This is a genomic window from Mesorhizobium sp. M3A.F.Ca.ET.080.04.2.1 (assembly GCF_003952525.1).
GTDB lineage: Bacteria > Pseudomonadota > Alphaproteobacteria > Rhizobiales > Rhizobiaceae > Mesorhizobium.
The window spans coordinates 4,364,655-4,391,231 of record NZ_CP034451.1 but is presented as its reverse complement, the minus strand read 5'-3'; the positions used below and the strand labels follow the sequence as shown (position 1 = coordinate 4,391,231).

Annotated in this window: 27 protein-coding genes and 1 tRNA gene; 9 read left to right on the top strand and 19 right to left on the bottom strand. The window is 63.6% G+C overall.

Translation table 11 applies throughout. From position 1 onward, the window contains the following. Positions 1 to 96 precede the first annotated feature (96 nt). The 3 genes from EJ074_RS20980 to EJ074_RS20970 are packed head-to-tail and all read right to left on the bottom strand — an operon-like array spanning position 97 to position 2,740. On the bottom strand, positions 97 to 990 hold the full coding sequence (locus EJ074_RS20980) for a transporter associated domain-containing protein (RefSeq protein WP_095804536.1): 894 nt from the start codon (positions 988 to 990) through the stop codon (positions 97 to 99). After that, positions 987 to 2,132 carry a 3-dehydroquinate synthase gene (gene aroB / locus EJ074_RS20975; RefSeq protein ID WP_095804537.1) on the bottom strand — a complete coding sequence of 382 codons (1,146 nt, stop codon included), beginning with the start codon at positions 2,130 to 2,132 and terminating at the stop codon, positions 987 to 989. Before aroB ends, EJ074_RS20980 begins: the two co-directional genes overlap by 4 nt. Next, positions 2,129 to 2,740, bottom strand: a complete 612-nt coding sequence (locus EJ074_RS20970) for a shikimate kinase (protein WP_095804538.1) — start codon at positions 2,738 to 2,740, stop codon at positions 2,129 to 2,131. Before EJ074_RS20970 ends, aroB begins: the two co-directional genes overlap by 4 nt. A gap of 191 nt (positions 2,741 to 2,931) precedes the next feature. On the opposite strand from EJ074_RS20970, the gene EJ074_RS20965 reads away from it, so the two are divergent. The 5 genes from EJ074_RS20965 to EJ074_RS20945 all read left to right on the top strand — a co-directional run bounded on the left by EJ074_RS20965 (position 2,932) and on the right by EJ074_RS20945 (position 7,011). Beyond that, complete coding sequence (locus EJ074_RS20965; RefSeq protein WP_095804540.1) at positions 2,932 to 3,084, top strand: histidine kinase; 153 nt, start codon at positions 2,932 to 2,934, stop codon at positions 3,082 to 3,084. Positions 3,085 to 3,104: 20 nt separating this feature from the next. Then, on the top strand, positions 3,105 to 4,019 hold the full coding sequence (locus EJ074_RS20960) for a site-specific tyrosine recombinase XerD (protein ID WP_095804541.1): 915 nt from the start codon (positions 3,105 to 3,107) through the stop codon (positions 4,017 to 4,019). A 99-nt stretch (positions 4,020 to 4,118) separates the two neighbouring features. Further along, positions 4,119 to 5,069, top strand: a complete 951-nt coding sequence (locus tag EJ074_RS20955) for an acetyl-CoA carboxylase carboxyltransferase subunit alpha (protein ID WP_095804542.1) — start codon at positions 4,119 to 4,121, stop codon at positions 5,067 to 5,069. 350 nt (positions 5,070 to 5,419) lie between these two features. Then, positions 5,420 to 6,712 carry a murein L,D-transpeptidase family protein gene (locus tag EJ074_RS20950; protein WP_095804543.1) on the top strand — a complete coding sequence of 431 codons (1,293 nt, stop codon included), beginning with the start codon at positions 5,420 to 5,422 and terminating at the stop codon, positions 6,710 to 6,712. Positions 6,713 to 6,759: 47 nt separating this feature from the next. Beyond that, positions 6,760 to 7,011: a sulfurtransferase TusA family protein gene (locus tag EJ074_RS20945; RefSeq protein WP_095804929.1), complete on the top strand. Its 252-nt coding sequence runs from the start codon at positions 6,760 to 6,762 to the stop codon at positions 7,009 to 7,011. A gap of 17 nt (positions 7,012 to 7,028) precedes the next feature. On the opposite strand, the gene EJ074_RS20940 is transcribed toward EJ074_RS20945, so the two are convergent. Both EJ074_RS20940 and EJ074_RS20935 read right to left on the bottom strand, forming a co-directional pair. Beyond that, positions 7,029 to 8,135, bottom strand: coding sequence for a GTP-binding protein (locus EJ074_RS20940; protein WP_095804544.1), 1,107 nt, complete (start codon positions 8,133 to 8,135; stop codon positions 7,029 to 7,031). A 4-nt stretch (positions 8,136 to 8,139) separates the two neighbouring features. After that, positions 8,140 to 9,312: a D-alanyl-D-alanine carboxypeptidase family protein gene (locus EJ074_RS20935; RefSeq protein ID WP_095804545.1), complete on the bottom strand. Its 1,173-nt coding sequence runs from the start codon at positions 9,310 to 9,312 to the stop codon at positions 8,140 to 8,142. A 215-nt stretch (positions 9,313 to 9,527) separates the two neighbouring features. Here EJ074_RS20935 and EJ074_RS20930 point away from each other — a divergent pair, with 215 nt between their 5' ends. Beyond that, on the top strand, positions 9,528 to 10,691 hold the full coding sequence (locus tag EJ074_RS20930; RefSeq protein ID WP_095804546.1) for a M20 aminoacylase family protein: 1,164 nt from the start codon (positions 9,528 to 9,530) through the stop codon (positions 10,689 to 10,691). A 485-nt stretch (positions 10,692 to 11,176) separates the two neighbouring features. Beyond that, positions 11,177 to 12,199: a zinc-binding alcohol dehydrogenase family protein gene (locus EJ074_RS20925; protein ID WP_095804930.1), complete on the top strand. Its 1,023-nt coding sequence runs from the start codon at positions 11,177 to 11,179 to the stop codon at positions 12,197 to 12,199. A 144-nt stretch (positions 12,200 to 12,343) separates the two neighbouring features. Here EJ074_RS20925 and EJ074_RS20920 read toward each other — a convergent pair whose 3' ends face one another. From EJ074_RS20920 to EJ074_RS20900, 5 genes are read right to left on the bottom strand one after another with little or no spacing between them, the layout of a single operon-like run. Then, a complete protein-coding gene (locus tag EJ074_RS20920) occupies positions 12,344 to 13,135 on the bottom strand; it encodes a transporter substrate-binding domain-containing protein (RefSeq protein WP_095804547.1) in 792 nt (263 codons plus the stop codon). 37 nt (positions 13,136 to 13,172) lie between these two features. Further along, positions 13,173 to 13,901 (bottom strand): amino acid ABC transporter ATP-binding protein, encoded by a 729-nt coding sequence (locus EJ074_RS20915; protein ID WP_095804548.1) that lies wholly within the window; start codon positions 13,899 to 13,901, stop codon positions 13,173 to 13,175. Further along, the gene (locus EJ074_RS20910; protein WP_095804549.1) at positions 13,885 to 14,535 is read right to left on the bottom strand and encodes an amino acid ABC transporter permease; all 651 of its coding nucleotides are present in this window, start codon (positions 14,533 to 14,535) and stop codon (positions 13,885 to 13,887) included. Before EJ074_RS20910 ends, EJ074_RS20915 begins: the two co-directional genes overlap by 17 nt. A 16-nt stretch (positions 14,536 to 14,551) precedes the next feature. Beyond that, on the bottom strand, positions 14,552 to 15,235 hold the full coding sequence (locus tag EJ074_RS20905) for an amino acid ABC transporter permease (RefSeq protein ID WP_095804550.1): 684 nt from the start codon (positions 15,233 to 15,235) through the stop codon (positions 14,552 to 14,554). Then, positions 15,232 to 16,329, bottom strand: coding sequence for a mannitol dehydrogenase family protein (locus EJ074_RS20900; protein WP_245420278.1), 1,098 nt, complete (start codon positions 16,327 to 16,329; stop codon positions 15,232 to 15,234). Before EJ074_RS20900 ends, EJ074_RS20905 begins: the two co-directional genes overlap by 4 nt. On the opposite strand from EJ074_RS20900, the gene EJ074_RS20895 reads away from it, so the two are divergent. Together EJ074_RS20895 and EJ074_RS20890 are read left to right on the top strand one after the other, a co-directional pair. After that, positions 16,316 to 17,425 (top strand): GntR family transcriptional regulator, encoded by a 1,110-nt coding sequence (locus EJ074_RS20895; RefSeq protein WP_095804552.1) that lies wholly within the window; start codon positions 16,316 to 16,318, stop codon positions 17,423 to 17,425. The genes EJ074_RS20900 and EJ074_RS20895 overlap by 14 nt on opposite strands. Positions 17,426 to 17,564: 139 nt before the next feature. Next, positions 17,565 to 17,641: transfer RNA gene (locus tag EJ074_RS20890), tRNA-Arg, on the top strand. Between the two features lie 37 nt (positions 17,642 to 17,678). On the opposite strand, the gene ugpC is transcribed toward EJ074_RS20890, so the two are convergent. From ugpC to EJ074_RS20845, 9 genes are all read right to left on the bottom strand, one after another. Continuing rightward, positions 17,679 to 18,737, bottom strand: coding sequence for a sn-glycerol-3-phosphate ABC transporter ATP-binding protein UgpC (ugpC, locus tag EJ074_RS20885; RefSeq protein ID WP_095804553.1), 1,059 nt, complete (start codon positions 18,735 to 18,737; stop codon positions 17,679 to 17,681). 38 nt (positions 18,738 to 18,775) lie between these two features. Next, positions 18,776 to 19,597, bottom strand: a complete 822-nt coding sequence (locus tag EJ074_RS20880; RefSeq protein WP_095804554.1) for a carbohydrate ABC transporter permease — start codon at positions 19,595 to 19,597, stop codon at positions 18,776 to 18,778. Then, positions 19,598 to 20,536: a sugar ABC transporter permease gene (locus tag EJ074_RS20875; RefSeq protein WP_095804555.1), complete on the bottom strand. Its 939-nt coding sequence runs from the start codon at positions 20,534 to 20,536 to the stop codon at positions 19,598 to 19,600. Continuing rightward, positions 20,536 to 21,873 (bottom strand): sugar ABC transporter substrate-binding protein, encoded by a 1,338-nt coding sequence (locus EJ074_RS20870; RefSeq protein WP_129553710.1) that lies wholly within the window; start codon positions 21,871 to 21,873, stop codon positions 20,536 to 20,538. Before EJ074_RS20870 ends, EJ074_RS20875 begins: the two co-directional genes overlap by 1 nt. Positions 21,874 to 21,935: 62 nt before the next feature. Then, positions 21,936 to 22,595: a GntR family transcriptional regulator gene (locus tag EJ074_RS20865; RefSeq protein ID WP_095804557.1), complete on the bottom strand. Its 660-nt coding sequence runs from the start codon at positions 22,593 to 22,595 to the stop codon at positions 21,936 to 21,938. Between the two features lie 22 nt (positions 22,596 to 22,617). Continuing rightward, on the bottom strand, positions 22,618 to 23,502 hold the full coding sequence (locus EJ074_RS20860) for a dihydrodipicolinate synthase family protein (protein WP_095804558.1): 885 nt from the start codon (positions 23,500 to 23,502) through the stop codon (positions 22,618 to 22,620). Between the two features lie 96 nt (positions 23,503 to 23,598). Then, positions 23,599 to 24,987 carry a chromate efflux transporter gene (chrA, locus tag EJ074_RS20855; RefSeq protein ID WP_095804559.1) on the bottom strand — a complete coding sequence of 463 codons (1,389 nt, stop codon included), beginning with the start codon at positions 24,985 to 24,987 and terminating at the stop codon, positions 23,599 to 23,601. After that, entirely contained in the window at positions 24,984 to 25,802 is an 819-nt protein-coding gene (locus EJ074_RS20850; RefSeq protein WP_095804560.1) for a chromate resistance protein ChrB domain-containing protein, read from the bottom strand. Before EJ074_RS20850 ends, chrA begins: the two co-directional genes overlap by 4 nt. Before the next feature lie 184 nt (positions 25,803 to 25,986). After that, complete coding sequence (locus tag EJ074_RS20845) at positions 25,987 to 26,520, bottom strand: TetR family transcriptional regulator (protein WP_095804931.1); 534 nt, start codon at positions 26,518 to 26,520, stop codon at positions 25,987 to 25,989. Positions 26,521 to 26,577 lie beyond the last annotated feature (57 nt).

Below are 26,577 nucleotides of genomic sequence, written 5' to 3'. Positions count from 1 at the left end.
AGAGTGTGCATGCCGGCACTTCGCGCGTCCAGTTACGGATTGGCAATTCTGAGGACCGAAGCTGCGAGCGGATCACAGTCAGGCTCGGGACAGATCCTAGGCATCCCCGGCAGGCCGGATCCGCAGCCTGGCGATGCGATTCTTGTCGCGTTTCATCACGACGAAACGCTTGCCGTGAAAGGTGAACGCCTGCTTCTCTTCGGGGATCGACTGCGTCTCGTGGATGACCAGGCCCGCGATGGTCGTGGCTTCCTCATCCGGCAGGTTCCAGTCGAGCGCCCGGTTGAGGTCGCGGATCGGCACCGTGCCGTCGACGACCACCGAGCCGTCCGCCTCCTGCTTGACGCCCTGCATGTCGACATCGTGCTCGTCGGCGATCTCGCCGACGATCTCCTCGATGATGTCTTCCAGCGTCACCAGCCCTTCGACCTCGCCATATTCGTCGACGACGACGGCGAAATGCGCCTTGCGGCGCAGGAAGGCATTGAGCTGGTCCTGCAAGGTGGTGGTGTCCGGCACGAACCACGGCTTCGACGCGATCTTCATCACGTCGATTTGGGAGAAGTCGTTGCCGACCTCATTGAGTGCCCTCAGCAGATCCTTGGCATGCAGCACGCCCACGATGTTGTCGAGCGAGCCCTTCCACAGCGGCATGCGGGTGTGCGGGCTCTGCAGGATCTCGCGCACCACCGCTTCCGGCGCATTGTCGGCATTGACCGAACGCATATTGGTGCGGTGGACCATGACGTCCGAGACTTCGAGCTCCTCGAGCTCGAAGAGGTCGCCCAAACGGTTGCGGTGCTGGTGGCCCGCTTGCCCGTCGCGACGGGATTCCTCCTCGTTCTCTTTCGCCCCGTCGTTTTCTGGACGCTGCGCCTCGATCGGCTTCAGCATGTAACCGAAGGCGGCAAGCAGGCGCGTGCGCAAGGCAAGCGCCAGCAGCACGACAGCGGCGAGGACGGCTGCGGCTATCCAGCCGGTCTCGATCATCTGGAATGGCTCATCTTGAGCCACTCGGGATGGCTCGCCTTGAGGAAGGACAGCACTTCCGAAGGCGGAACGTCCCTGGCAATGAAGGCCTCGCCGACACCGCGCGTCAGGATGAAGGTGAGCGCCCCGCGCGACACCTTCTTGTCCTGGGTGATGAAACCGAGCAGCGTCTCGGCGTCCGGCAACCCGCCGGGGATGTCGGCCATCCGCCAAGGCAGGCCTACCGCGCGAAGATGCGCCTCGACGCGGGCCGCGTCGTCCGGGCTCGCCAGATTGAGGCGCGCCGAAAAACGATGCGCAAGCGCCATGCCGATCGCGACGCCCTCGCCATGAACGAGGCGGGTGCTGTCATAGTTGGTTGCAGCTTCGAGCGCATGGCCGAATGTGTGGCCGAGGTTGAGCAGTGCGCGGTCGCCAGTCTCGAACTCGTCGCGGGCAACGACATCGGCCTTGGCGCGGCAGGCTTCCGCGATGGCTTCGGTCCGCTCCGGGCCGCCGGCGAACACTTTTTCCCAGTTATCCTCCAGCCAGGCGAAGAAGACGGGGCGGTCGATGAGCCCGTATTTGGCAAGCTCGGCATATCCGGCGCGGAATTCGCGGATCGGCAGCGTGTCGAGCACGCCGGTATCGGCCAGCACCAGCTTCGGCTGGTTGAAGACGCCGACCAGGTTCTTGCCGCGCGCACTGTTGATGCCCGTCTTGCCGCCGACCGAGGAATCGACCTGTGCCAGAAGCGAAGTCGGTATCTGCACGAAATTCATGCCGCGCCGCACGATCCCGGCGGCGAAGCCGGCAAGATCGCCGATAACGCCGCCGCCGAGCGCGATGACCACGTCGCGGCGTTCGAGCTTTGCGGCGAGAACGCCGTCGACCACGTCTTCAAGATGGGCAAAACTCTTGGTTTTCTCGCCGGCTGGCAGCGTGATGACGGCGGCCTGGATGCTGCCCTTTTCCAAGCCGGCCTTGAGCGCTTCCAGATGCGCGGCGGCGACATTCTCGTCGGTGATGATGGCCGCGCGGGTGCCGGGAAGGCGCCTCGCGATTTCGGTTCCGGCATCGGATAGCAGGCCGGGGCCGATCAATATGTCATAGGCGCGGTCGCCGAGCCCGACCTCGACCTTCACCGGTGCGGTCTTGTTCACGAATGCACCCCATCGCTGGTCGCAATCACAGCAACGCCGAGATGCCCGCAAAGCGCCGACACCACCTCGCCGGCAATGACCTCCTTGCGGTCGTCGCGGGTCGGAACCGTGATGTCGGCAGTCGCATAGACCGGGTAGCGCTCGCCCATAAGCCGCTCAAGCACGCCGCGCGGATCGGGGTTCTTCAGCAACGGCCGGTTCTGCTTCTTCGAGACCCGCTCCATCAAGAGGTCGAGGTCGGCCTTCAGCCACACCGACACACCATGGACCGCGATGGCCTCGCGCGTCTGCGCGTTCATGAAGGCGCCGCCACCGGTCGACAGCACCTGCGGCCCGTGTTCCAGCAGACGCAGGATAACCCGCTGCTCCAGCGCGCGGAACTCCGGCTCGCCATAGCGCTCGAAGAGTTCCGGCACGCTCATGCGCGAAACGGTTTCGATCTCCTGGTCGCTGTCGATGAACGGCAGGCTGAGCATAGCCGCCACCTTGCGGCCGATCGCCGTCTTGCCGGCGCCCATCAGTCCGACGAAGACGATCGAGCGGCTGCCCAGTTGTTCGAGCAGTGCGGCTTGGCCTTCGTCCGGCGGATTTGCTGGCGGCGCGTTCATGCGAGACCCCTTTGGGCCGTATCGACATCAAAAGCCTGTTTGCGTCAAGCGCGGCGCTTCGGGCGCGCCATCGTGAGGTTTTCCAGCATAGCTTCGACGGCGGGTGGTCCTTGGTCCTTGAATTGGCCGGACTGGCGTCCCATAAGGGCACAGGCTTGGAATCGCAGAACAAGAAGACAGGCGAAAACTGAATGCCGACATTGTTTCGCTTCGTCGTGACGCTCGCGGTTCTTGCAGGCATCGTCTACGGCGCGATGTTCGCGCTGGCGATGTTCGTGGAGCCGAAGAAGGCGGAAATGAGCGTGCGCATTCCGGCCGAAAAGCTCAATCCCAAGAAGAACTGACCAAAATTGCCCCCGCCCAGATGAACAGCGCGGCCCGCATCGAAGCCTTCCTCGAGATGATGAGCGCCGAGCGGGGGGCGGCCGAAAATACGCTTTCCTCCTATCGCCGCGACTTGGAGGATGCCTCCGAAGCGATCGGCGGCGGGCTGGCTGGAGCGGGAGCAGCCGACATCCGCGCCTATCTCGACGGCATTGCAGCGCGCGGCTTCGCGCCGACCTCGCAGGCGCGCAAGCTGTCGGCGATCCGCCAGTTCTTCAAATTCCTTTATGCCGAGGGCCTGCGCGGCGACGATCCGACCGGCACGCTGGACAGCCCGAGAAAGGGCCGGCCGCTGCCGAAGACCATGACCCAGGCCGAAACCGGGCGCCTACTCGACCGCGCGGCTGAGGAGGCGCGCGGCCCCGCCCCGGACGGCGACAGGCTGGCGGCGCTGCGCCTGCAGGCGCTGGTCGAGGTGCTTTATGCAACGGGTCTGCGCGTTTCGGAGCTGGTCGGCCTTCCGGTGACGGTGGCGCTGCGCGACGATCGCTTCTTCATGGTTCGCGGCAAGGGCGACAAGGAGCGCATGGTGCCGCTGTCGGCCAAGGCGCGCGACGCGATGCGTGCGTGGCTTGCCGCCAGGGCAGAGATGCCGGCTTTTGCCGACAGCGCCTATCTGTTTCCGGCCGCCTCCGACAGCGGGCATCTTTCCCGGCAGGTCTTTGCCCGCGACCTCAAGGGGCTGGCTGCCAGAGCCGGCATCGCCTCCGCCAAGATCTCGCCGCATGTGCTGCGACATGCCTTCGCCAGCCATCTGCTGCAGAACGGCGCCGATCTACGGGCCGTGCAGCAGTTGCTCGGCCATTCCGACATCTCGACGACGCAGATCTACACTCATGTGCTGGAGGAGCGGCTGGTGCGGCTGGTCAACGATCATCATCCGCTTGCCGACTAGGCCTCATATCGTTATGTGAGGACGACGTTCCTCCGCCCGGAGCCAGCATTTCCAGGGTTCCGCCAGCCATTGCCTTCCGACGGATCGGTCCGCCCAAGCATGTACAATTACCTCGATTTCGAAAAGCCGGTGCAGGATCTGGAGCTCAAGATCCTCGAGCTCAAGAAGCTCGCGGAGAACGGCGAGGCAGTCGATGTCGCTGACGAGATCAGCAGGCTGGAGAAGCGCTCCCGCGATGCGCTGCGCGACCTCTACAAGGCGCTGACCCCCTGGCAGAAGGTGCAGGTGGCGCGCCATCCGGACCGGCCGCACTGCGTCGACTACATCAAGGGCCTGTTCAGCGATTTCACGCCCTTGGCCGGCGACCGCAATTTCGGCGACGATCAGGCGATCGTCGGCGGTTTCGCCCGTTTCCGCGGCGAACCGGTGGCGGTCATCGGCCAGGAGAAGGGCTCGGACACGGCAAGCCGCATCAAGCATAATTTCGGCTCTGTCCGGCCCGAAGGCTATCGCAAGGCGGTGCGGCTGATGGAGCTTGCCGATCGCTTCAACATTCCGCTGCTGACGCTGGTCGACACCGCAGGCGCCTATCCCGGCGTGGGCGCCGAGGAACGCGGCCAGGCCGAAGCGATTGCGCGCTCGACCTCTGCCTGCCTGGCGCTCAAGGTGCCCTCGATCTCTGTCGTCATCGGCGAAGGCGGCTCCGGCGGCGCCATCGCCATCGCCACCGCCAACCGCGTCTACATGCTTGAACATGCCATTTATTCGGTGATTTCGCCGGAGGGCGCGGCCTCGATCCTTTGGCGCGACACCACCCGCTCCAGGGACGCTGCGACCAACATGAAGATCACCGCCCAGGATCTTCTCGACATGAAGATCATCGACGGCATCGTTGCCGAGCCGATCGGCGGAGCACAGCGTGCCCCTGAGACGGTGATTGCGGCCACCGGCGATCTCATTGCCAAGACGATGAAGGATTTTGCCGGCGCCAACACCGATTTCCGCGAGCAGCGCCGCGAGAAATATCTCGCAATGGGTCGCAGCCTTTAAAGCCATCCCAGGAAAAGTGCATAGCGGTTTTCCGTCCGGAATTGCGTAAAACCAAACACTGTCGGGCGACGCGCTTCCCAGGTCGGTCGTTTTGCTGCAGGTCGTTGCCCCAGAGACGGTTCCGCTTGGGGGCGACATGCATTGGCAGCCACGCGGCAAAGTGGTGATTGCGCATGATTCTGCCACAAAAATGCCGCCGCTTTCAGTTCAATGAAATCACCGTGAGGGGTTGGCCAAGGCTTGCGGTAAGGAATTTTCAAGGTTAACGGGCCTACGGTCCGTCAATGTTCAGCGTGCGGGCTCGGCGCTGCCGAAGCCTTTGGCCCGAGAGAAAAGACATAGCCGTACCCATGTTCGCCAAGCTTGCCCGCACCGGAGTCCTGATCGCCGCTATCGGCGTTGCCGGCTGCAATGATTCGTCGATGAAGGATTTTGCGCCGGAGGCCAACAAGCCGCTGCCGGACAAGATCCTCGCCGACATGAAGGCCAAGGGCATGGTGCGTACCTCCTCCGTGATGGCGCGCATCTTCAAGGAAGAAGGCAAGCTGGAAATCTGGAAGGCCAAGACCAACGGCCGCTACGATCTCGTCGCCACCTACGACATCTGCAAATGGTCGGGCAAGCTCGGCCCCAAATACACCGAGGGCGATCGCCAGGCGCCGGAAGGCTTCTATACCGTCCGGCCCTCGCAGATGAATCCGCGCTCGAACTACCACCTGTCCTTCAACATCGGCTTTCCGAACGCCTATGACCGCGCCAACGGCCGTACCGGCGCCAATCTTATGGTGCACGGCGCCTGCTCGTCGTCCGGCTGTTATTCGATGACCGACGCCCAGATCGAGCAGATCTACGCTTTCGGCCGCGACGCCTTCCAGGGCGGCCAGACCGAGTTCCAGATCCAGGCCTTCCCGTTCCGCATGACCGCCGCCAACATGGCGCGCTACCGCAACGACCCGAACTACGACTTCTGGAAGATGCTGAAGGTCGGCTACGACAATTTCGAGATCACCAAGGTGCCGCCAAAGGTTGACGTCTGCGAGAAGCGCTACGTCTTCAACCAGGTGGCGCCCGAAGGCACGACGTTCAACCCGACCGGCCCCTGCCCGGCAACGACGCAGCCGGATTCACTGAAGTCGGCCTATGCCGATTACGAGAAACGCTACGACGCTGCATACAGCTCCGCGGTCAAGTCGAGCACGCCTGCGCCCAAGCCGACCATTGCTGGCATCAAGGAAGCCAGCCTCGTTTCCGACTGGTCTAAGCGCCGTGCCCGCGGCGAACGCGTGCCGATCGAGCCGCCGTCGATGAACGCCGACGGCTCGGTGACCGAAGTGACGCGTATGGGCCGTATCGATTCCCCGCTCGGTCGCAAGATGGCGGCAATCGACGCGGAGAAGGAGGCCAAGCGCAAGGCCGAGGAGCAGCGCCTGGCGGCCATCGAGGCGGCCAAGGCCGCCAAGGAAGCGGCCCGGGCCCAGGCTTTGGCCGAAAAGGAAGCCGCCAAGCAAGCTGCCCAGCAACCGGTTGAGACTGCTGGCGTCACCCAGCCCGCCGGGCCGGCAGCCGAGACGCAGTCGGCAAGTGCCGACGAGGGCACCGTGTCGAAGCTGAAGAAGAAGCTGGTCGGCCTGTTCGGCGGCTGAGATCGGTGATGCATGTTGCCAAACATAAGGTGGCTTTGGACAACGACATGCCGGAACAAAAAGTGGCCAGGCACTCCATTTACGACCTCAAGGGCCTGAACTGCCCGCTGCCGGTGTTGAAAGCCCGCAAACGCCTGGCCGCAATGCGGCCGGGCAGCCGGGTGTGGCTGGAAACCACCGATCCGCTGGCTGTAATCGACATTCCGGCATTCTGCGCCGACGCCGGGCACCAATTGATCGAGTCGGCCGCGGTCTCCGGCGGCCATCGCTTCCTGGTCGAGCGCGGCGCCGCGGCCTGAGCCGCCCTTGTTCCAGGTTACAACCCGGCGATCGCCAGCGGATTGGCTTCGAGTGCCGCCCGGTCCGGCGTGTCGATCGATGGCTTGTTGGTGAGGGCGGAAAACAGCCGCTGGACGTAATCCTGCGGCATGTCGATCGTGATCAACACCAGCCTTGTGCCGCGCTGGCCTTCCGGCCAAGCCGGCAGCCGTGCCGGCGGATGCAGGATCTTCTGCACCCCGTGAATGACCAGCGGCCGTGAGGGATCTTCCTGGAGCTCGATGACGCCCTTCATACGAAGCAGCTTTTCGCCATGCGTCGAGCGCAGGAGATCCAGGAACATCTCGATCGCCGAGAACGGCACCGGGCCATCATGCACCAGCGAATGTGAGCGCACGCGCTCGTCGTGCCGATGATGGTGATGGTCGTGATCGTGATCGTGATGATCATGGTCATCATGATGATGGCCGTGATCGTGCACGGCCTCTTCGCCGAGCCAGCGCCGCACATCGGCGGACTTGGTTTCGGGATCGTAGACGCCACAATCGAACAGCGAGGACGCCGCGGTCTCGGCCACGTCGAGCAGCACAGCGCCCGGATTGATCTGCCTCAGCCTCGCCCGCAACGCCTCGACACCGGCCGCGTCTGCCAGGTCTGTCTTGGCCAGCACGATGCGGTCGGCAACCGCAGCCTGCTTCACCGCTTCGACATGCGCGTCGAGCGTGGCAGTGCCGTTGACGGCGTCGACCAGAGTGATGACGCCGTCGAGGCGGAAGGCCTGCACAAGCGCCGGATGCGCCATGATCGACTGCAGCACCGGGGCTGGATCGGCAAGGCCGGTGGTTTCGACGACGACGCGGGCAAGCCTGGCGATGCGGCCGGTCTGCAGCCGGTCGACGAGATCGGCCAGCGTGTCGACCAGATCGCCGCGCACCGTACAGCAGAGGCAGCCGTCGGACAGTTGGATGATGCCGTCTGTCGCCTGCTCGACCAGCAGATGATCGATCGCCACCTCGCCGAACTCGTTGATAATGACCGCCGTATCGGTCAGGGCCGGGTCCTTGAGCAGCCGGTTGAGCAGCGTCGTCTTGCCGGCGCCGAGAAAGCCGGTGAGCACCGAGACGGGGATCGGAAAACCAGCCATGGACCTAGTTCGCGGGCTTGGCCGATTGGTCGCCCTGGGCGGCGGCAGCGGCTGTTCCGGTCGCGGCGGGCTCGGCGCCGGCCGGCACCTCCATGTCGGGCCGCCAGGTCGGCACCGGAACATCGGCATAGTTCTCGTCGGTCTGGTCGACGAAAGCCTTGGGCGCGGGTCCGGTCGCGCCCCCGAGGCCGACCGCGATCAGCGTCGGGTGGTCGAGCCTTACCTGATAGGGCGATTTCTGCTTGCCCTTGGCGGCAACGGCAGGCGCTGCCTCGGACTGCTCGTGCTTCGGCTTCCTCTTGCAGATCTCGTCGTTCATGTCGGTCGGCGACAGCGTGTCCCCATAGGGCTGCAAACCGGCCAGCGTCGTCGAGCCGGCGGCCGGCATGCCGAAACCCTGGTCGAGCAGCCTCGCCGCGGCCTCGGCACGGCTGACGGCCGATCTCTCGCCCAGCACCACGGCCACCAGCGTGCGGCCGTTGCGCGTCGCCGAACCGATCATGTTGAATCCAGACGAGCAGACGAAGCCGGTCTTCATACCGTCGGCGCCGGGATAGCGACCGATCAAGAGATTGTAGTTCGGCAGCGCCTTCTTGCCGACGGCAAGCCCCTCGATCGAGAACCACGGCGCGTATTGCGGAAAATCGGTGCGGATCGCGGTGACCAGCAGCGCGAGATCGCGCGCCGTCGTGTACTGGTCCGGCGAATAGAGCCCGTTCGGATTGACGAAGTGCGTGCCGGTCATGCCGAGCCGCGCCGCCTCGGCGTTCATCCTGTCGGCGAAGGCGGCCTGTGACCCGCCGATATTCTCGCCGACAGCCATGGCGATATCGTTGGCCGACTTGACCAGCATCATCTTCAGCGCATTGTCCAGCCGCATAACCGAGCCGGGCTTGAAGCCCATCTTGCTCGGCGGTTCGCCGGCGGAATGCTTGGTCATCTTGATCGGAGAATCGAGCGCCACTTCACCGGCGGCGATCGCACGAAAGGTGACATAGGCCGTCATCAGCTTGCTGAGCGAGGCGGGATACCAGCGCTTGAAGGCATCCTGATGCTCCAGCACCTGGCCGCTCTTGAGATCGAACAGCACCACCGGATTGGCGCGCGCCGCGCCTGAAAGCATCGGCAGCGCCAGCGCGCCCGCAAGCAACAGGTTGAGGAAATGCCTTTGCCGCATGATCAAATCCGAAATCGCCTCTTGCCGTAATCGCTGCTGGGTCCGTAAGATTTGGTTACGCATAGCCAGCATAATGCGGTTCGGCCCTCGATCTCGACCCGCATCGTTGCGGTGCTATTTACCCTATGTGACGCCAAAATGGCAAAGCGCCCGACAATCGCGATTGCTGAGCGGCGGATCTGAACCGACTGCTCCAACAAGGAAACGGACTGATCATGCCAATTCTGAACCGTGCCGCGGAAATGCAGGAAGAGGTCGCCGGGTGGCGGCGACAGCTGCATCAGACGCCGGAATTGAACTTCGACGTTTTCCAGACCGCCGGCTTCGTCACCGACAAGCTCGAGGCCTTCGGCTGCGACGAAGTGGTGACGGGCCTCGGCAAGACCGGCGTGGTCGGCATCATCCACGGCCGCAAGGGCAGCGGCACGACCATCGGGCTGCGCGCCGACATGGACGCGCTGCCGATCGACGAGATCAGCGGCAAGCCCTGGGCCTCGACGGTGCCCGGCAAGATGCATGCCTGCGGCCATGACGGCCACACCGCCATGCTGCTGGGTGCCGCCAAATACCTTGCCGAGACGCGCAATTTCGCCGGCACCGTGGCGGTGATCTTCCAGCCGGCCGAGGAAGGCGGCGGCGGCGGCAACGAGATGGTCAAGGACGGCATGATGGAGCGATTCGGCATCGCAAAGGTGTTCGGCATGCACAACATGCCGGGCCTCCCAGTGGGCCAGTTCGCCATCAAGCCCGGCCCGATCATGGCGGCGACGGCCGAGTTCACCATCACCGTCAAGGGCCGCGGCGGTCACGCCGCTATGCCGCACAGCACGATCGACCCGATCGTCATCGCCAGCCAGCTGGTCGGGGCTCTGCAGACCATCGCCTCGCGCACCACCGACCCGGTCGAGTCGGTGGTGGTCTCGGTTACGAAGTTCCACGCCGGCGACGCCTACAACGTCATCCCCGAGAGCGCCGAGATCGCCGGCACCGTTCGCACGCTGAAGAAGGAAGTCGCCAAGCGGGCGGAAGAGCGCATGCGTGCCATCTGCGCCGGCCTCGCCGCCGCCTTCGGCGCGACGATCGAGGTCGACTACGACCCCAATTATCCGGTCACCTTCAATCATCCGGAGGAGACGGTTTTCGCCAGCGACGTTGCCGCCGACATCGCCGGCGACGCGCATGTCCACCGCGCCATGCAGCCGGTGATGGGCGGCGAGGATTTTTCCTACATGCTGGAAGCACGTCCCGGCGCCTTCATCTTCATCGGCAACGGCGACACCGCCGGTCTCCACCATCCTGCCTACGACTTCAACGACGAGGTCATCCCCCACGGCATGAGCTATTGGGTCAAACTGGCCGAGACGGCGCTGGCGGCTTAAAGCATGTTTCCCGAGGGGAACCGGGTTCAAGACAAAGACATGCCTAGAATCAAAGACCTGAAGCGCATGGAGCGAACCTGAAAGATCGCGACGCGCTTTGAGAACGCGTCGGCTGAACGGGTATCATGCGTGGCGGAGGGTTGTCCTTCCTGTCCGCCCTGCTCACTCGGCGAAGTGTCTTTTTATCTGATTTTTATGCATAAAAAACAGCTTGACACTTATAGCTTCCGGGTTGTCTTTTACGCGAAGAAAAGCAACATGTCGCCCAGAACCGGGTTAGCGGTTCTGGGGCAAGGACAGCATCAAAACAAGGACTTAAGGCGCGCAGCCGGAATTCACTTGAGCGGACGCGCTTTAGAAACCTTCAAGGCGACGAGACTTCGGTTTCTGTCGCGGGAGAGAACGTGTGTTTGAACGACTGCTAGCGCTATTCGGTCGGTCTTCTGCGCAACTCCAAATCTTTTCGCGCTAGGTTCGCTGCCATGATCAAGACTGTCCGTTGTATCGCACCGGGACAACTGGAGTTCGGTGACCAGCCGGCACCGGGTGCCATTCCCGAAGGTTGGGCTCTTATCGACGTTGCTCACGTCGGGGTTTGCGGCACCGACTACCACATATTCGAGGGTAAGCACCCCTTCTTGGCCTATCCCCGTGTCATGGGGCACGAAGTCTCGGGCACGGTGGTCGCGCTCAATGGCGAGGCGGAGGTCGCGGCTGGCCAGGACGTGATCATCAACCCGTACCTGTCCTGTGGGAAATGCGTCGCCTGTCGGCAAGGCAAGCCGAACTGCTGCGTGGCGATCCAGGTGCTTGGCGTGCACCGTGACGGGGCGATGTGCGAGCAGATCATTGTGCCTGTGCAAAATCTGCTTCCAGCCGGCGGCTTGTCGCTCGTCGAGGCGGCGACTGTCGAGTTTCTAGCCGTCGGCGCACATGCCGTGCGCAGGTCGATGGCAAAGCCGGGCAGCCGCGCGCTGGTCGTCGGCGCCGGCCCGATCGGCTTGGCCACCGCGCTGTTTGCAAGGATTGCCGAACAGGATGTGACCGTCATGGATCTCAGCGCCGAGCGACTGACCTTCACGCAAGGCAAGCTTGGTCTCCAGGTGCTCGACGGATCCGAAGGCGTGCTCGAGAAAATATCCGAACGGACCAGCGGCGCGGGTTTCGATGTCGTTTACGACGCGACCGGAAACAGCCGTTCGATGCAATCGGCTTTCGCCTACGTCGCGCATGGCGGCGTGCTGGTCCTGGTCAGCGTCGTGCAGGGTGACATAACCTTCTCGGATCCCGAGTTCCACAAGCGCGAGATGATGTTGATCGGTAGCCGCAACGCCACCAACGCTGATTTCCAGCACGTGGTCGCCTCGATCCAAGGCGGCAGGATACCGATTGACCGCCTCGTCACGCACCGCACCAGCCTGGCCGACAGCCCCCGCGACATCGCGCTCTGGGCACATCAGAAGTCCGGCCTGATCAAGGCCGTGATCGATGTCCGAAACCCGGGCTGATACGCCCGTGTCATTGGGGACAGGGACTCGCCGCGCCGCCTGCGACGCGCTTTCAATGTAGCAGAATCCCGCTAATTCAAGGTCAAAAAAGAGCAGGATGCCAAGTCAATTGCATCCTGCTCCAGATACCACGATCGCGAAAGCTTATTTCAGCATGTCGCTCGGAAGGTCGAGATTGTTGTACTTCTTGTAGATCTCGTTCAGCTTGCCGTTCTTGAGGTTCGCGTGAACCCATTCGTTGATCGTTGTCTTTAGCTCATCGTCGCCCTTGCGAAGGCCGATGGCGTAAGGATTGACCTTGAGAACAAGCTTGGTTTCCAGCGGATCGTTTGTGCGGCGCTGATTGACGGCATTCAAGATCTGCGGAGCCGAGATCATGATGTCGTTCTGGCCCGACACCAAAGCCGTGACGAGGGTCGCATCGTCATCGTAGCGAACGATGTTGGCGTCCTTCGCCTGGGTCGTGGCTTCCTTGTCGTTGGAAGTCCCGCGCGTCGTGGCGACATCCTTGCCCTTCAGATCGTCCAGGCTTTTGATCGCCATACTTGCCGGCGCGGCAACGATGATCTTGATGACGCCATGGGGATCGGCGAAATCGATGACCTTCTTGCGTTCGTCCGTAACCGACAGCGAGGCGACCACGATGTCGGCCTTGCTCGTCTGCAGGAAGGGAATGCGGTTGGGGCTGGTCACCTCGACGATCTGCAGCTTCACACCCAGGGAGTCGGCAAGCAGCTTGGCGGTTTCCACTTCCGAGCCGGTCGGCTGCATGCTTGCGTCCTGCATGCCGAACGGTGGCGAGGCGAGGTCGATTGCCGCGCGCAGCGTGCCGCGCGCCTTGATGTCTTCGAGCGTGCCGGCCACCGCCGCGATCGGCGTGGCGATGAACAGCGCGAGGAACGTCGCGCGCGTGACGATGCTGTTGATGAATTTCACGTTGTATTCCTCCTTGAATTGCGTTGATCTGTCGGTGTCAAAGGCCGTTGCTTAAAAAGTCCTGCAGTTCGCGCGTCTGTGGCCTGTCGAGCATCGCGCCTGGACCCGTCTCCCAAACCTTTCCCTGGTGCATGAAGATGACCTTGTTGGCGACCTTGCGGGCAAAGGGCATTTCATGCGTGACCAGGATCATGCTCATGCCGCCACGGGCCAGATCCTCCATCACGCGCAACACTTCGCCGGTAAGCTGCGGGTCAAGCGCGGACGTGACCTCATCGAAGAGCATGAGCTTCGGCTGCATGGCGAGCGACCGCGCGATGGCGACACGCTGCTGCTGCCCGCCGGAAAGCTGCTCCGGATAGTTTTCGGCTTTTTCGGCCAGGCCGACACGGGCAAGCACGCTCTTGGCCAGCGCCCGCGCCTCGCCTTTGCCGATGTTCTTCACGCAGGTCGGCGCCAGCATGATGTTCTGTGCGACCGTGAGGTGCGGGAACAGATTGTAGCTCTGGAACACGATGCCGACATCGCGGCGCAGCGCGCGCCTGTCGAGCTTGGCGTCGTCCACCCGATGGCCGCAGACGAGGATTTCGCCACTGCTCACCGTTTCCAGCGCGTTGATGCAGCGGAGCGCCGTCGACTTCCCCGACCCGGAGGCGCCGATCACGGCGACAACCTCGCCGGCGCCGACCTCGAAGGTGACACCTTTCAGCACCTCCACCGAACCGAAGCTCTTATGGACGTTGGTAAGGCTAACGACGGCCGGCATTGAGGTTCCTTTCCAGGCTGCGGCTCCAGACGGACAGCGGGTAGCAGATCGCGAAATAGAAACAGGCGACGATCGCGAAGACTTTGAAGGGCTCGAAGAGCGAGTTGTTGATCAGCTTGCCGGCCTGGGCGAGTTCGACGAAGCCAACGACCGACGCGAGCGACGTGTTCTTGACGATCTGAACGAGGAACCCGACCGTCGGCGGCGTCGCGATCCGCAGCGCCTGCGGCAGGATCACCCGGCTCATGCGCTGCCAGCGGCTGAGCGCCAGGCACTCGGCGGCTTCCCACTGTGTTTTGGGAACCGACTGCAGGCAGCCTCTCCATATCTCCGCCAGGAAGGCCGAGGAGTAGATGACGAGGCCGGAGCCGGCTGCCACGATGGAGGGCAGGCTGTCGAAACCTGCAATGGCCAAGCCGAAGTAGAGCACGAAAATGGTGACGAGCAGCGGAGTTCCCTGCACGAGCTGGATATAGGCGCTGGCCGCCACGCGCAGCGACTTGTTCGGCCCGATTCGCGCCAGCGCCAGCAGGAAGCCAATGAGGGAGCCTCCGACAAAGGCGATGGCGGAAAGGCCGAGCGTCCACAGAGCGCCGATCGCTATGAACTGAAATTGGGTGAGACTGAGTGACATGCGCGTACCTCAGCTTTCAGATGGCCGTGCCGAGTTTGCGTCGCCGCGGGAAGACCACGAGACCAAAAACGGAAAATGCAAAACGCACGATGAAAGATAGAATGATGTAGAGCACGCCGGTCACGATGTACGTTTCGAAGGAGCGGAACGTATCCGACTGGATGCGATTTGCCACCGCTGTCAGCTCTTCGGCGGAAATTTGCGACGTGATTGATGACGCCAGCATCAGCAACACGTACTGACTTGTCAAAGCAGGATAGACACGCTCGATGGCCGGCCGGATAATCACGTGCCAATAAGTCTGCCCTCGCGTCAATCCGAGGCATTCAGCAGCCTCGAGCTGCGATTTGTGTATCGACTGAAGCCCCGCCCGCACGATCTCGCAGGTATATGCGCCGACATTCACCACCAGCGCCGCGACGGCTGCGGTATTTGCCGTAACTTTCAAGCCCAGCGAAGCAAATCCGAAATAGACCAGGAAGACCTGTATGAGCAGCGGCGTGTTGCGTATCAGCTCGACATAGAAGGAGACGAGCAATCGCAGCCAAGGCGGGCCGTCGGCCCGGGCTATGGCGCAGAGCGTGCCGACGGCGAAGCCGATCACCGTCGCCAGCGCGGATAGCTTGAGCGTCAGCCAGACCCCGCGCAGAAACTCGGGCCAATAGGGCAGCAGCGCTGAGAAATCGAAGATATAGCTCATGCCGCCACCCCGTGCCGCGCCACGATGGATTCGAGGATGGGCGCGGATGTGCCTGCCCATTCGATGAATCCGGCGATGCGCCGCCTCACCTTGAGTGCATGGTCGCCGGCGATGTCGGCGACGCGGTGGTTCAGATAGGGATTGAGGAAGCGATCCATGGTGGTCTGCACATACCCCCGGGCCTCCAATTCCATGCCGCGCGCGGCAAAACCCGGCACCACTTCATTCTCATAGAGCCTGTCGAGTTGGGCGCGCACGCCCGGATCGGCAAGCATGCTCTTGACTGTTTCTTGCTCGGCCCGTCCTTCATTCCGCCAGGCTTCGGCCAGGAATGTGTGTCCAAGATTGAGGATATGAAGCTTCAGCCGCTCATACGGCTCGAGATCGTCCACCAAAACGATGCTCGGATGTTCGCAGGGTAAAGCCAGTCCCGGCGCCTTCTCGATCGCCCAAAGGGCATAGGGCTCGGCGACGGCTCCCGCCGGCTCGATCGGCTCGGACACGATGCGGTCGACCAGCGTATTGGCGAACAGCACCTGCGCGTCGAGCCAGGACAGGAAGTCCGCTGGAGCGCCCGCCGCCACGGCGATACCGCGCACAAGCTTCTTCAGGACCTGCCCGTTCCGGCTGACAAGTTCGCATGGAAGACAGGTGAGCGGCGCGCCGCCGGCATGCCAGCGGGCATAGAGCAGTTGCGCAAGCTTGCCTGGAAAAGAAGCCAGCGGCGCCTTGCCGTCGAGCCCTTCGGCGCCCTCCCCGGCAGCGACCGCATATCCCGCATCGGCCGTGTTGGAGATGACGAAACGCGCTTGGAGGAAGAGCTCCGTGACCGTTGCCCAGTCGCGACCGGCGGAAAGTCCTCGGGTCACACTTTTGCAGGAAATACGTCGCTCGATCGGGTTGCCGCCTTCGAGACCCCGCACGATCACCGGAAAACCCGCGGGAGCGGACAGGCCGGCAAGTCTCGCCTCGCGCTCTGCGGCGCCAGTCGTCTGCACCACCACGATAGGCGGCACGGCCTGCCCCGCTTCACGCGCCTCGTGGAGAAAGAGATCGGCATGCGCTTGAAGGAAGCGGCTTGTGCCGAACTGCATCACAAGCCCCGTTGCCGGGTCGGAGCCGGGCATAGTGCTTGGATGTGGTGTCGCGCCTAGGCGCTGTCCTCCTGCTTGCATCAAGCTCCTCCCGCTAGGCAGCAGACTGTTCTTTTTACATAAAACACATATTCACTTGCGCGCAATCTGTTTTTTTTATAAAAAAGCCATTGAAAAAAACATCGCGGCGAGCGTGTCGCGGAGGCGGACCTTGAAGACCAATACACTCTACAAGCGCACCTATAACCAATGCCTCGATCTTCTTGCGCGCCATGAGGTCGGCCGGACGCTCCCTTCGGAAGTGGCCGTGGCGGCCGACCTGGGTGTCAGCCGGACGACGTTGCGGGCCATACTGGCTGAGCTCGCCGGCCGCGACATGGTTGCAGTCCAGGGGCGCTCAAAAATATTGCTGAGGCTGCCGAACCCAAACGATTATCTCGTCGGCCTCGATCTCGAGCCGCTTGCGGATATGGTCGAACGCAAATTCATGGCCTGGATGGTGGGCCCCGAATGCAGGCCCGGACAAATCATCAACGGCCTTGAACTGGCCCGCCAGTTCGGCGCCTCGACATCGGCGATCCGGGAATGCCTCAACAGGTTCAGTCATTTCGGTTTGCTGGAGCGTCAGAGAAATGGCCGCTGGCGGGTGCTCGGGCTGACCGTCGATTTCGTCACCGAGCTTTTCGACATGCGCGAGTTCATGGAGTTCGGCGCCGTCGATCGCTTTGTGGCCCTGCCCAAGGATCATGCTGCCTGGCCGGCCTTGGCGGCGCTCAAGCAGGAGCATTCCGAACTGCTCCTGCGTCAACGGCATGGCGATTTTCCGGACCTTGACTATCGCTTCCATCGCCTGGTCAACAGCGTTGCCCCGAACCGCTTCTTCACCAATATTCAAGGCGTCATGTCGGTGATCTTTCACTACCACTATCAGTGGAACAAGCACGATGAGAGGGAGCGAAACCTCGTCGCGGCAGCGGAACATCTTGCCTACATTGCCGGCCTGGAAAGCCGCGAGATCGGCAGGGCGCGCGAGGCATGTCGCAACCACCTTGAGACCGCTCGCGCGACTTTGCTGGCTTCCATACTGCGCCAATAGCCGAACTGGAGCATGTGCGGTTGGACGGGGTCGCACGCCAGGCATGGCAAAGCGGTCAGCCATCCGGCCTTGCGCGCGACCGGCAGCCTTCAGTACGCTCTTGGCGAAGCGGTCCGAAGCGGTTATGTGTCGGGCGCGTGGTCCCGTAGCTCAGTAGGATAGAGCGGCAGATTCCTAATCTGTAGGTCACAGGTTCGATTCCTGTCGGGATCACCATTTTCGCAACCTCCGGCGCAGCCCGGCCGCTGCGCGCTCAGATGCGCCGGCCGGTCTTGGCGTCGAACAGGTGGGCGCAAGCGCGGTCGACCTCGATGCGCACGTCCTCGCCTTGCTTCAGCGCCAGCCGCTCGCGGAAGAGGCAGGAGATCACCTCCCCGCCGCAGTCGACCGTGGCGAAGATTTCCGATCCGGTCGCCTCCATCAGCGTGACGGTGCCGGAAAGCCCCTGGCCGGTCGCCCGGATATGCTCGGGGCGGATGCCGTAGACCAGTTCCCTTCCCGCGGCCTCGCTCGGCTGGATGCCGTCCGGCAGCGGCAGCGTCAGCCCGCCGGCGCTGCGGAAGATGCCTTCCTCGATATGGCCGTGGATGAAGTTCATGGAGGGCGAGCCGATGAAGCCGGCGACGAACAGATTGGCCGGACGGTCATAGAGATCGAGCGGCGCGCCGATCTGCTCGACGAGGCCGTCATGGAGCACGACGATCTTGTCGGCCATGGTCATGGCCTCGATCTGGTCGTGCGTGACGTAGATGGTGGTGGTGCCGAGCCGCTGGTGCAGCGCCTTGATCTCGCCGCGCATCTGCACGCGCAATTTGGCGTCGAGATTGGAGAGCGGCTCGTCGAACAGGAACACCTGCGGGTCGCGCACGATGGCGCGGCCCATGGCGACGCGCTGGCGCTGGCCGCCGGAAAGCTGGCGTGGATAGCGATCGAGCAGTTTCTCGAGGCCGAGAATGCTTGCCGCCCGCTTGACCCGGCCCGCCGTGTCGGCCGGATCGGCCTTCTTGATCTTCAGCGCGAAGCCCATGTTGTCGGCCACTGTCATATGCGGATAGAGCGCATAGTTCTGGAACACCATGGCGATGTTGCGGTCCCGTGCCCTGAGGTTGTTCACGGTGCGCTCGCCGATCGCGATCTTGCCGGCCGAGATCGTTTCGAGCCCCGCGATCATGCGCAGCAGCGTCGACTTCCCGCAGCCCGACGGTCCGACGAGGATGACGAACTCGCCATCGGCGATGTCGACGCTGACGTCGTGGATGATCTTGGCGCTCCCGAAGGCCTTCTGCACGTTGTTGATCGTTACCGATGCCATTGCGTGTCTCCGAAAAAGAGTGAGGGCGGATCAGGCGCTCAGCCGCCCTTGACCGCGCCGGCGGTAAGCCCGGCGACGATCTGCCGTTGCGCGAACATGGTCAGAACCAGCACCGGCAGCGTCACCACCAATGCTGCCGCGGCGAGCGGTCCCCAACTCACCTGCTCGTAGGACAACATGTTGTAGACCGCGACCGGCAGGGTCCTGGTCTCGCGGCTGGCGAGCACCACGCCAAAGACGAAATTGTTCCACGAGAAGATGATCGACAGGATGAAGGCGACGACGATGCCAGGCTTGGCGATCGGCAGCGCCACCAGCCGGAACACCTGCCAGGAGCTGGCGCCGTCGATGTTGGCCGCCTCTTCCAGCTCCATCGGCGTCGTCTCGAAATAGCCGATCATCACCCAGACCACGATCGGCACCGTCACCACCAGATGGATGATGATCTGCGGCCACAGCGTGCCGAGGATGCCCAGCCACTGGAACAGGAGGAATAGCGGGATGAGGTAGGAGAGCCCCGGCGTCATGCGGGCGATCATGATGACGATCGCCGAGCGTTCCGCCTTCAGCCTGGCGATGCCGTAGCCGGCCGGCACGCCGATCAGCAGCGCCAGAAGCGTGGCCGTGCCGGTGACCAGAACCGAATTCCACATGTAGAGCAGGAAATTGTTCTCCTCGAAAACCTTCGCATAGTTCGACCAGGCGAAGCGCTCGGGGATCAGGATCGGCGGATAGGCGCCGTTGTCGATCTCGAACTTCAGCGACAGCGAGATCATCCAGAGGAAGAACAGGATTGCCGGCGAGACCAGCACCAGCGCCGCGAAGAACAGGCTCAGCTGGTTGAGAAGCCGCGAACTCATCTATTTGCCCTCCACGTCGATCCATTGCGAGCGCTGGCGCAGCATCAGCAGGATGAAGGACAGCGCCACGATGACGATGAAGAAGACGACGGCCATGGCCGAGCCGTAGCCCATGTCGTAATAGGAAAAGGCGGTGTTGTAGAGGTAGATGTTGATGGTCTCCGACGCCGTGCCGGGCCCGCCCTGGGTCATCGCGTAGATGATGTCGAAGCTCTTCAGCGCATCGATGGTGCGGATGATCACCGCGATCATCAGGAAGGGCGCGATCATCGGCAAGGTCAGATAGCGGAACTGCTGCCACGCGTTGGCGCCGTCGATCTCGGCGCTCTCGAACGGCTCGCGCGGCACCGACGCCAGCCCGCCCAGCACGATCAGCATCACCAGCGGCGTCCATTGCCAGGTCTCGACCGCGACCAGCGAAGGGATGACCGAGTTGGCGTTGAATATCCATTCCTGCGCCGGAATGCCGACCAGCGACAGGAGATAGTTGAGCACACCGAGCTGCGGGTGGAACATCATCGTCCAGACCAGCGCCACGGCAACCGGAGTGGCCATCATCGGCATCACGAAGATACCGCGCATCAGGCCCCGCAGCGGGAACTTGGCATCGAAGATCAAAGCGGCCACCGTGCCGAAGAGCATTGGTGCCGCCACCGACAGGAAGGTGTAGGTCAAGGTGTGCCAGAGCGACTCCCAGAAGCGCGGGTCACTCGCCAGGCGCAGATAATTCTCCATGCCGGCAAAGCTGCGCGACTGGCCGAGGGTCCAGCTGTTGACGCTCATCCACAGCGTGAATGCCCAGGGAAAGACGATCACCGCGCTGACGACGACGAGCGCCGGAAGGACGAAAGGCCAGTAGTTGGGAGCCAGCCGCACCGGCTGGCTCCCGTCGACGGCTTGCGTCGTCACCCCTGCGCGTTCTGGGGCGATGGCGGACATCAGCCTTGCTCGCTCCTGTCGAGAACCGGCTGGAACTGCTCGGTCGCCTTCTTCAGCTCTTCGGCCGGATCGGCGCCGGCGATCATGTTGGTCAGCGCCACGCCGTAGATGTCGCGGAACTCGGTGACCGGGATGATGACCGGCAGCGCCAGCCGGCTGATGTTGCCGGAGCCGACCACGGCATCCAGCCAGCTCGGCGGCATGGTGACGCCCTCGCGCACCTTGGGATCCTCGAGCACCGATTTGCGGAACGGCACGCCGCCGCCGGCCTGCAGCAGGCGCGCGCCCATTGCCGGCGACACCGCCCATTGGCAGAACAGGTAGGCCGCTTCCTTCTTGGTGCTGGCCGAGGTCACGCCGATACCGTCGCCGAAAGTGCCCGCGGCATGCGCCTTGGGACCCTTGGGCACGACACCATAGCCGACCTTGCCGACCACCCGCGACTTCTCGGGGTTTTCCATGGGCGGCGCAAAGCCGACGCCGTCGAACCACATGCCGATCTTGCCCTGCAGGAAGGCGGACTGCGCCTCGGCCCAGTTGAACCCGGTGACGCCCGGAGGCGCCGCCTTGGTCATCAGCCGCTGGTAGAGGCTGGCGGCTTCGACCGCCTCCGGCGAGGTGGTGCGCAGCTTGCCGTCGCTGCCGAGCGGCGTCATGTCGTAGCCGAGCATCAGCGACGTCCACACCGGCGTGTTGGCATTCTTGAGGCCGCGGGCGACGAAGCCGAAGGTGTTGCTCGATGGGTCGGTCAGCGCTTCGGCGGCGGTCACCAGCTGCTCGAAGGTCTCGGGATATTTCAGCCCCTTGGCGTCGAACAGCTCCTTGTTCCAGTAAAGGATCCAGTAGTCGACCGAGAACGGCAGCGAGCGCAGCACGCCCTGGCCGTCCTTGGCGAACTGCATGCCGGCCTCGGCGAAGTCGCTTTCGACGAGGCCCGGATCGGTGAGCGCCGGATCGGCCAGGTAGCCTGAGATGTCGGCCAGCCAGCCGCCCTTCTCGAACTGCCGCTTCTGCACATGGTAGCTCAAATGCACGACGTCGAAGCTGGGCTTGCCGGAGCTGAGCTCGATCACCGTCTTCTGACGCTGCTGCTGCTCCGGCGTCGCTTCCGCATTGACCTTGATGCCGGTCAGTTCCTCGAACTCGGCGAGATTCTTCAGGATGGTGTCGCTGCGCGGGCTCTTTACCAGATTGACGTCGAGCGTGGTGCCCGCAAAGCGCTTCCAGTCGACGCCGGCGGCGAAGCCCGGACGAAGACCGGCAAGACCCGCGGCGGCGAGCGCGGCGGTTCCTTGGAGCAGCTGTCTCCTGGTTGGATTGAACGAATTGGTCGACATTTCTTCCTCCCGGTTGCTGTCGTTGTCGATTGCGCCGCGTCATTGCGGCGCGGTCTGCTGCCTCAAAACTGGAGCGCCAGCCGGCGCGCATTGTCGATGTGCTGGCTGATCGCCTCGACCGCCTTCTGCGGATTGCGGCTTTCCAGTGCCTCGATCACGGCCAGATGCTCGCGCATCACCGGCACCACGCGTCCGTCGATGCGAAACCGCTCCTGGTGGATGAGCCGGATCTTCACCGAATTGACCAGATAGGCCTTGGCGATGATCTCGTTGTCCAGCGCGGTTATGAATGTGTCATGCATCGCCCAATCGATGTTCTGGGCCTTGGCTTCCATTTCCGGGGTCGCCGTCTGCGCCAGCGCCTGGGCCAGCATGTCCTCATGCTCGCGCCTGAGACGCGCCAGCTCGGCGTCCGAGGCGCTGACGGCAAACAGCGCGACGGCCTCGCGCTCCATGAACAGGCGAAACTGGAACGCCTCGCGGATCAGGCTGATGTCGATATGCGCGATCTGCATGCCGCGCTGCGGGATCGTCATCAGCAGGCCCTCGGCCTCGAGCCGCGGCACGATCTCGCGGATGGCGCCAAGCGGCAGGCCGGTGAAGGCCACCAGCTCGCGCTGCGACACGAACTGGCCGGGCTTCAGGTCGCGCGCCAGCAGGTGCCGCGTGAAGCTGGCATAGGCCTTCTCCCTGAGGGTCGCCGGTTCGCTCGTGTCGTCCATGCCGATGCGCGTCCTCCGCCGATCACGCCGCCTGTGTCGCGAACAGCCTGTCGTAGGCAGCGCCCAATTGCTGCCGCTCCTGCAATGTCACCGGCTCCAGCGGCGGCCGCACCGTCAGCCAGCGTTCATCACCGCTGGTCCGCGCCACCATGGCCTTCACCGCCGGAATGACCGGCTGCTTCAGCAGCTCGAGCACAAAGCCTTCGACGCGGGGATCGTCGGTCCCGTTTTCGGCCATGGCGCGAAGCTCGCCCGCGGCGAAATTGGCCATGCCGGAAATCGCTCCCTGGCCGCCGATCCGCACCGCAGGCGCCAGATGCCGTTCATCGCCGATCAGGATGATCAGATCGCCATGCGCTTTGAGCAGCGCTTCGCTGTAGGCCCAGTCCCCGCCGGAATCCTTGACCCCGGCGACCACGCCCGGATAGGCCTTGCGCAGACGGCCGATCAGGTCCAGCGACAGCTTCACCGTGGTGACCGAAGGGATGTTGTAGAGCAGCATGCCCCGGGCGAGCGGACCGAGCGACTCGAACACTGCGGCAAACCAGCCGAACAGCCCGGCGTCGCCGACATTCTTGAAGTAGCTCGGCGGCGCGAGCAGGATGTTGCGGGCGCCGAGCTGCAAGGCTTGGCGGCACTGCTCGGCCGCATCCTCCGCCGCATCGACCAGCACCCCGGCGACGAGCTGGTCGGCCGCAATCCCTGCCGCAAGCATGGCGTCGATGACCATCTGCCGCTCCGCCCTGCCGACCGAGGCGCCTTCCCCGGTGGTGCCGAACAGCGTCACGCTGCTGCAGCCGGCGTCCAGGCAGGCTCGGGCATGCGCGGTCATGAGCGGCATGACGATCCGCCCGGCGGCGTCAAAGGGCGTTGTGAGGGCAACCGATAATCCAAAGCGCGACGCCACGTAAGTCTCCACATCAATCCGCGCGCAGCCGTAGCACACTAACATGTTAGCTGTAAACAGAGAGCGCGATCACGTTTGCAGACGTGCAGAAAAAAATCACAATGCCTGGAGGGCAAGCCCCAGCAGCGCCGATCCGAGAAGCGTCGGCAACATACCGGCTTTCAGTCTCAACATGGCAATCATCGCAGCGATAGAAAGCAGTGCCGCGCGCCAGTCGAGAGAGGAGAGGACGGGAACCTCGACGCCCCAAGCGACGCTCTGGACATGAGCGAAGACGACATGCAGCGCGAACCACAGCGCAAGATTCATCACCACGCCGACCACCGCGGCCGTGATGGCGCCGAGCGCCGCCGACAGCGCCTTGTTCTGCCGCAGCTGCTCGATGTAGGGGGCGCCGAGAAAGATCCAGAAGAAGCAGGGCACGAAGGTGGCCCAGAGCGTCAGCAGCGCTCCGAGCGAGCCGGCCAGAAGCGGGCTGATGGCGCTTCCGTGGCGATAGGCGGCGGCAAAACCGACGAACTGCAGCACGAGGATGAGCGGGCCTGGCGTCGTCTCGGCGAGCCCCAGCCCGTCTACCATTTCTCCCGGCGACAGCCAGCCGAAGGAGTTCACCGCCGCCTGCGCGACATAGGCGAGGACCGCATAGGCGCCGCCGAAGGTGACGACCGCCATCAGGCTGAAGAATCCGCCTATCTGCGCCCACACGCTGCCCGGCCCCGCCAGCGCGGCGATGAGCGCCACAGGTCCGAGCCAGAGCGGCAGCCAGATGGCGATGATGCGGGCCGCGTGCCATCGGGTCGGCCTGGTGTGGCCGAGTTCACCGCGTTCGAACATCAGGTCGACCACGCCACGCGTATCGGCTGCGGCGCCGCCTTTGCCGTGCGCCGAGCCTGAAAACAGCCCCGGCGCATAACGGCTGCCGATCCAGCCGATCAGCCCTGCCGCAAGGACGATCAGCGGAAACGGCAGCCTCGCCACATAGATGGCTAAGAAAGCCATCACCGCGATCGCCACCATCATCCGGTTCTTGAGCGCTCGCCTGCCGATGCGGATGACGGCTTCGACGACGACGGCAAGCACCGCAGCCTTGACGCCGAAGAACAGCGCTTCGATGACAGGTGCATCGTTGTAGAGCATGTAGAAGCTGCTGAGGCCGAGCATGACCAGCGCGCCCGGCAGCACGAACAATGTGCCGGCAACCAGGCCGCCGGCCGTCCGGTGCAGCAGCCAGCCGACATAGACGGCGAGCTGCTGCGCCTCCGGCCCCGGCAACAGCATGCAGTAGTTGAGCGCGTGCAGAAAACGCTCCTCGCCGATCCAGCGGCGCTCCTCGACCAGTTCCTTGTGCATCAGCGCGATCTGCCCGGCCGGGCCGCCGAAGGACAGGACACCAATCTTGGCCCAAAGCCGCGTCGCTTCGCGGAAGGTCGGCACAGCGGGAATCTCGGCTGGCCGCGCGGTGCCGTCTTTGGCAAGGACGGTCATTGCGCTTTGCCTCCGGCCGGCCAGTTATGCGTCTCCTCGGTGGCATCGCGGCACCAGCGGAAGAAGGCGTCGTAAAGAAGCATGCCGGCTTCGAGCTGCTCGAGGTCGTCGCGGAACATGCGCGACAGGCCGAGCGAGGCGGCGAGAAAACCGGCCGCCTGCGGCACGAGGTCGAGCCGCGCCGTGTCAGCCCCGCGCACGATCAGTGCCAGGCGATCGAGCGCCTCGATGCGCAGGCCGAATTCCTCGATCATCGTGTCGAAGGTGCAGCGCTCGCCGCGATGGCTCCAGAACACGCCTTCGATGTCGAAGGCAACCGCGGCGAAGCGATCGGCCACCAGGGGCACCTCGGCCGGATCGACGAACAGGAACACCGCATCGGGATCGACGAAACGGCGGATCAGCCAGGGACAGGCAACGCGATCGACCTTCGGCCGGGAACGGGTGACCCATACGGTGCGTCCCTGCTCGTCGCGCGGCGGGATCGCGCTGGCGGAGACCAACGGTGCCTTGGCGGCAGCCCAGGCCTCGAAACCGCCTTCGAGCGATTCCGCCGGAATGCCTTCGTGGCGTAGCCATGCGGCAACGCCCTGCGAGAGCTTCTGCCCCCTATGGCAGATGACGACGACCTTTGATGCAGAAAACTCGGCCGCCCAGGTCGAGACGGTTTTGAAATCGCGCCGGTAAGAAGCCGGCAGCAGGCGCGGATCGGCCTGGTAGTCTTCATCGGTGCGGACGTCGATGAGAATTGGAGCATCCGGCAGCCCGACGAGACGGGAAAGCTGCTGAACGGTGATTGCGGTCGTTGATGGCATGGCGTCCACCTCCTGAACGAAGAGAGTTTGGACGCGATCGTTGGGCTGACGCCTCACGGGGTCGTCGCGGGAACCCCTTGCCCGAATGCTGGATCGCCCGCCGCCGATTGTCAAGAAAAGCGTTGCCTTCGGCGCCTTCCCTTTCAGCCGATCTGGACAGGCGGCAAGCCAGCCTCGTCGGTTTTCAACCAGCGATCTTGAGCAGCGATTCGATCAAGAGCTGGCGCTCATCCTTCGACAGCACATCGAAATCGAACAGATTCATGCTGCGCATTCCCTCGATGGCGAGGAAACAGACGAGCAGCGATCCGACATCCTTCGTCTCGCCCTTCAGCCGCTCGAACAGCTGCCGCTTGAACGACTTTATCGGCGTCAGGAAATCGGGGTCCTCCGCAATTGCGGAAAACATCCACGAAGCCGACGGCTTCGGCTCCTCGCAATCGTCGGCCGAGAGCTTGATATAGGCCGATAGCGCGCTTTCTTGCCCAGCCCCGGCGACGCGCGCTTCCAGGGCCTCTTCGAAGGCGCTGAGGTAGTTTTCCACCAAGCCCTGCATCAGCTTGGCTTTGGTCGGAAAATTATAAAGCAGGCCGCCCTTGGAGACGCCAGCCCGGCTGGCGACGGCATCGAGCGACAGGCTTCCCGGACCCGCCTCGCGCGCCACATCGGCGGCGGCGGCCAGTATCCTGTCGCGCGAATTTGCCCTGCGTGCTTTCATCAACTCTTCCATACATGAGCATGCGCCGAATTGACAAGACCGTCCAGACGGTACAGT

Excerpts from the sequence above, each read along its gene's own strand:
- EJ074_RS20980 (WP_095804536.1), bottom strand. The coding sequence starts at position 990 with ATGATCGAGACCGGCTGGATAGCCGCAGCCGTCCTCGCCGCTGTCGTG.
- EJ074_RS20970 (WP_095804538.1), bottom strand. The coding sequence starts at position 2,740 with ATGAACGCGCCGCCAGCAAATCCGCCGGACGAAGGCCAAGCCGCACTG.
- EJ074_RS20965 (WP_095804540.1), top strand. The coding sequence starts at position 2,932 with ATGCCGACATTGTTTCGCTTCGTCGTGACGCTCGCGGTTCTTGCAGGC.
- EJ074_RS20960 (WP_095804541.1), top strand. The coding sequence starts at position 3,105 with ATGAACAGCGCGGCCCGCATCGAAGCCTTCCTCGAGATGATGAGCGCC.
- EJ074_RS20955 (WP_095804542.1), top strand. The coding sequence starts at position 4,119 with ATGTACAATTACCTCGATTTCGAAAAGCCGGTGCAGGATCTGGAGCTC.
- EJ074_RS20950 (WP_095804543.1), top strand. The coding sequence starts at position 5,420 with ATGTTCGCCAAGCTTGCCCGCACCGGAGTCCTGATCGCCGCTATCGGC.
- EJ074_RS20945 (WP_095804929.1), top strand. The coding sequence starts at position 6,760 with ATGCCGGAACAAAAAGTGGCCAGGCACTCCATTTACGACCTCAAGGGC.
- EJ074_RS20940 (WP_095804544.1), bottom strand. The coding sequence starts at position 8,135 with ATGGCTGGTTTTCCGATCCCCGTCTCGGTGCTCACCGGCTTTCTCGGC.
- EJ074_RS20935 (WP_095804545.1), bottom strand. The coding sequence starts at position 9,312 with ATGCGGCAAAGGCATTTCCTCAACCTGTTGCTTGCGGGCGCGCTGGCG.
- EJ074_RS20930 (WP_095804546.1), top strand. The coding sequence starts at position 9,528 with ATGCCAATTCTGAACCGTGCCGCGGAAATGCAGGAAGAGGTCGCCGGG.
- EJ074_RS20915 (WP_095804548.1), bottom strand. The coding sequence starts at position 13,901 with ATGCCGGCCGTCGTTAGCCTTACCAACGTCCATAAGAGCTTCGGTTCG.
- EJ074_RS20910 (WP_095804549.1), bottom strand. The coding sequence starts at position 14,535 with ATGTCACTCAGTCTCACCCAATTTCAGTTCATAGCGATCGGCGCTCTG.
- EJ074_RS20905 (WP_095804550.1), bottom strand. The coding sequence starts at position 15,235 with ATGAGCTATATCTTCGATTTCTCAGCGCTGCTGCCCTATTGGCCCGAG.
- EJ074_RS20900 (WP_245420278.1), bottom strand. The coding sequence starts at position 16,329 with ATGCAGTTCGGCACAAGCCGCTTCCTTCAAGCGCATGCCGATCTCTTT.
- ugpC (WP_095804553.1), bottom strand. The coding sequence starts at position 18,737 with ATGGCATCGGTAACGATCAACAACGTGCAGAAGGCCTTCGGGAGCGCC.
- EJ074_RS20880 (WP_095804554.1), bottom strand. The coding sequence starts at position 19,597 with ATGAGTTCGCGGCTTCTCAACCAGCTGAGCCTGTTCTTCGCGGCGCTG.
- EJ074_RS20875 (WP_095804555.1), bottom strand. The coding sequence starts at position 20,536 with ATGTCCGCCATCGCCCCAGAACGCGCAGGGGTGACGACGCAAGCCGTC.
- EJ074_RS20870 (WP_129553710.1), bottom strand. The coding sequence starts at position 21,873 with ATGTCGACCAATTCGTTCAATCCAACCAGGAGACAGCTGCTCCAAGGA.
- EJ074_RS20865 (WP_095804557.1), bottom strand. The coding sequence starts at position 22,595 with ATGGACGACACGAGCGAACCGGCGACCCTCAGGGAGAAGGCCTATGCC.
- chrA (WP_095804559.1), bottom strand. The coding sequence starts at position 24,987 with ATGACCGTCCTTGCCAAAGACGGCACCGCGCGGCCAGCCGAGATTCCC.
- EJ074_RS20850 (WP_095804560.1), bottom strand. The coding sequence starts at position 25,802 with ATGCCATCAACGACCGCAATCACCGTTCAGCAGCTTTCCCGTCTCGTC.
- EJ074_RS20845 (WP_095804931.1), bottom strand. The coding sequence starts at position 26,520 with ATGAAAGCACGCAGGGCAAATTCGCGCGACAGGATACTGGCCGCCGCC.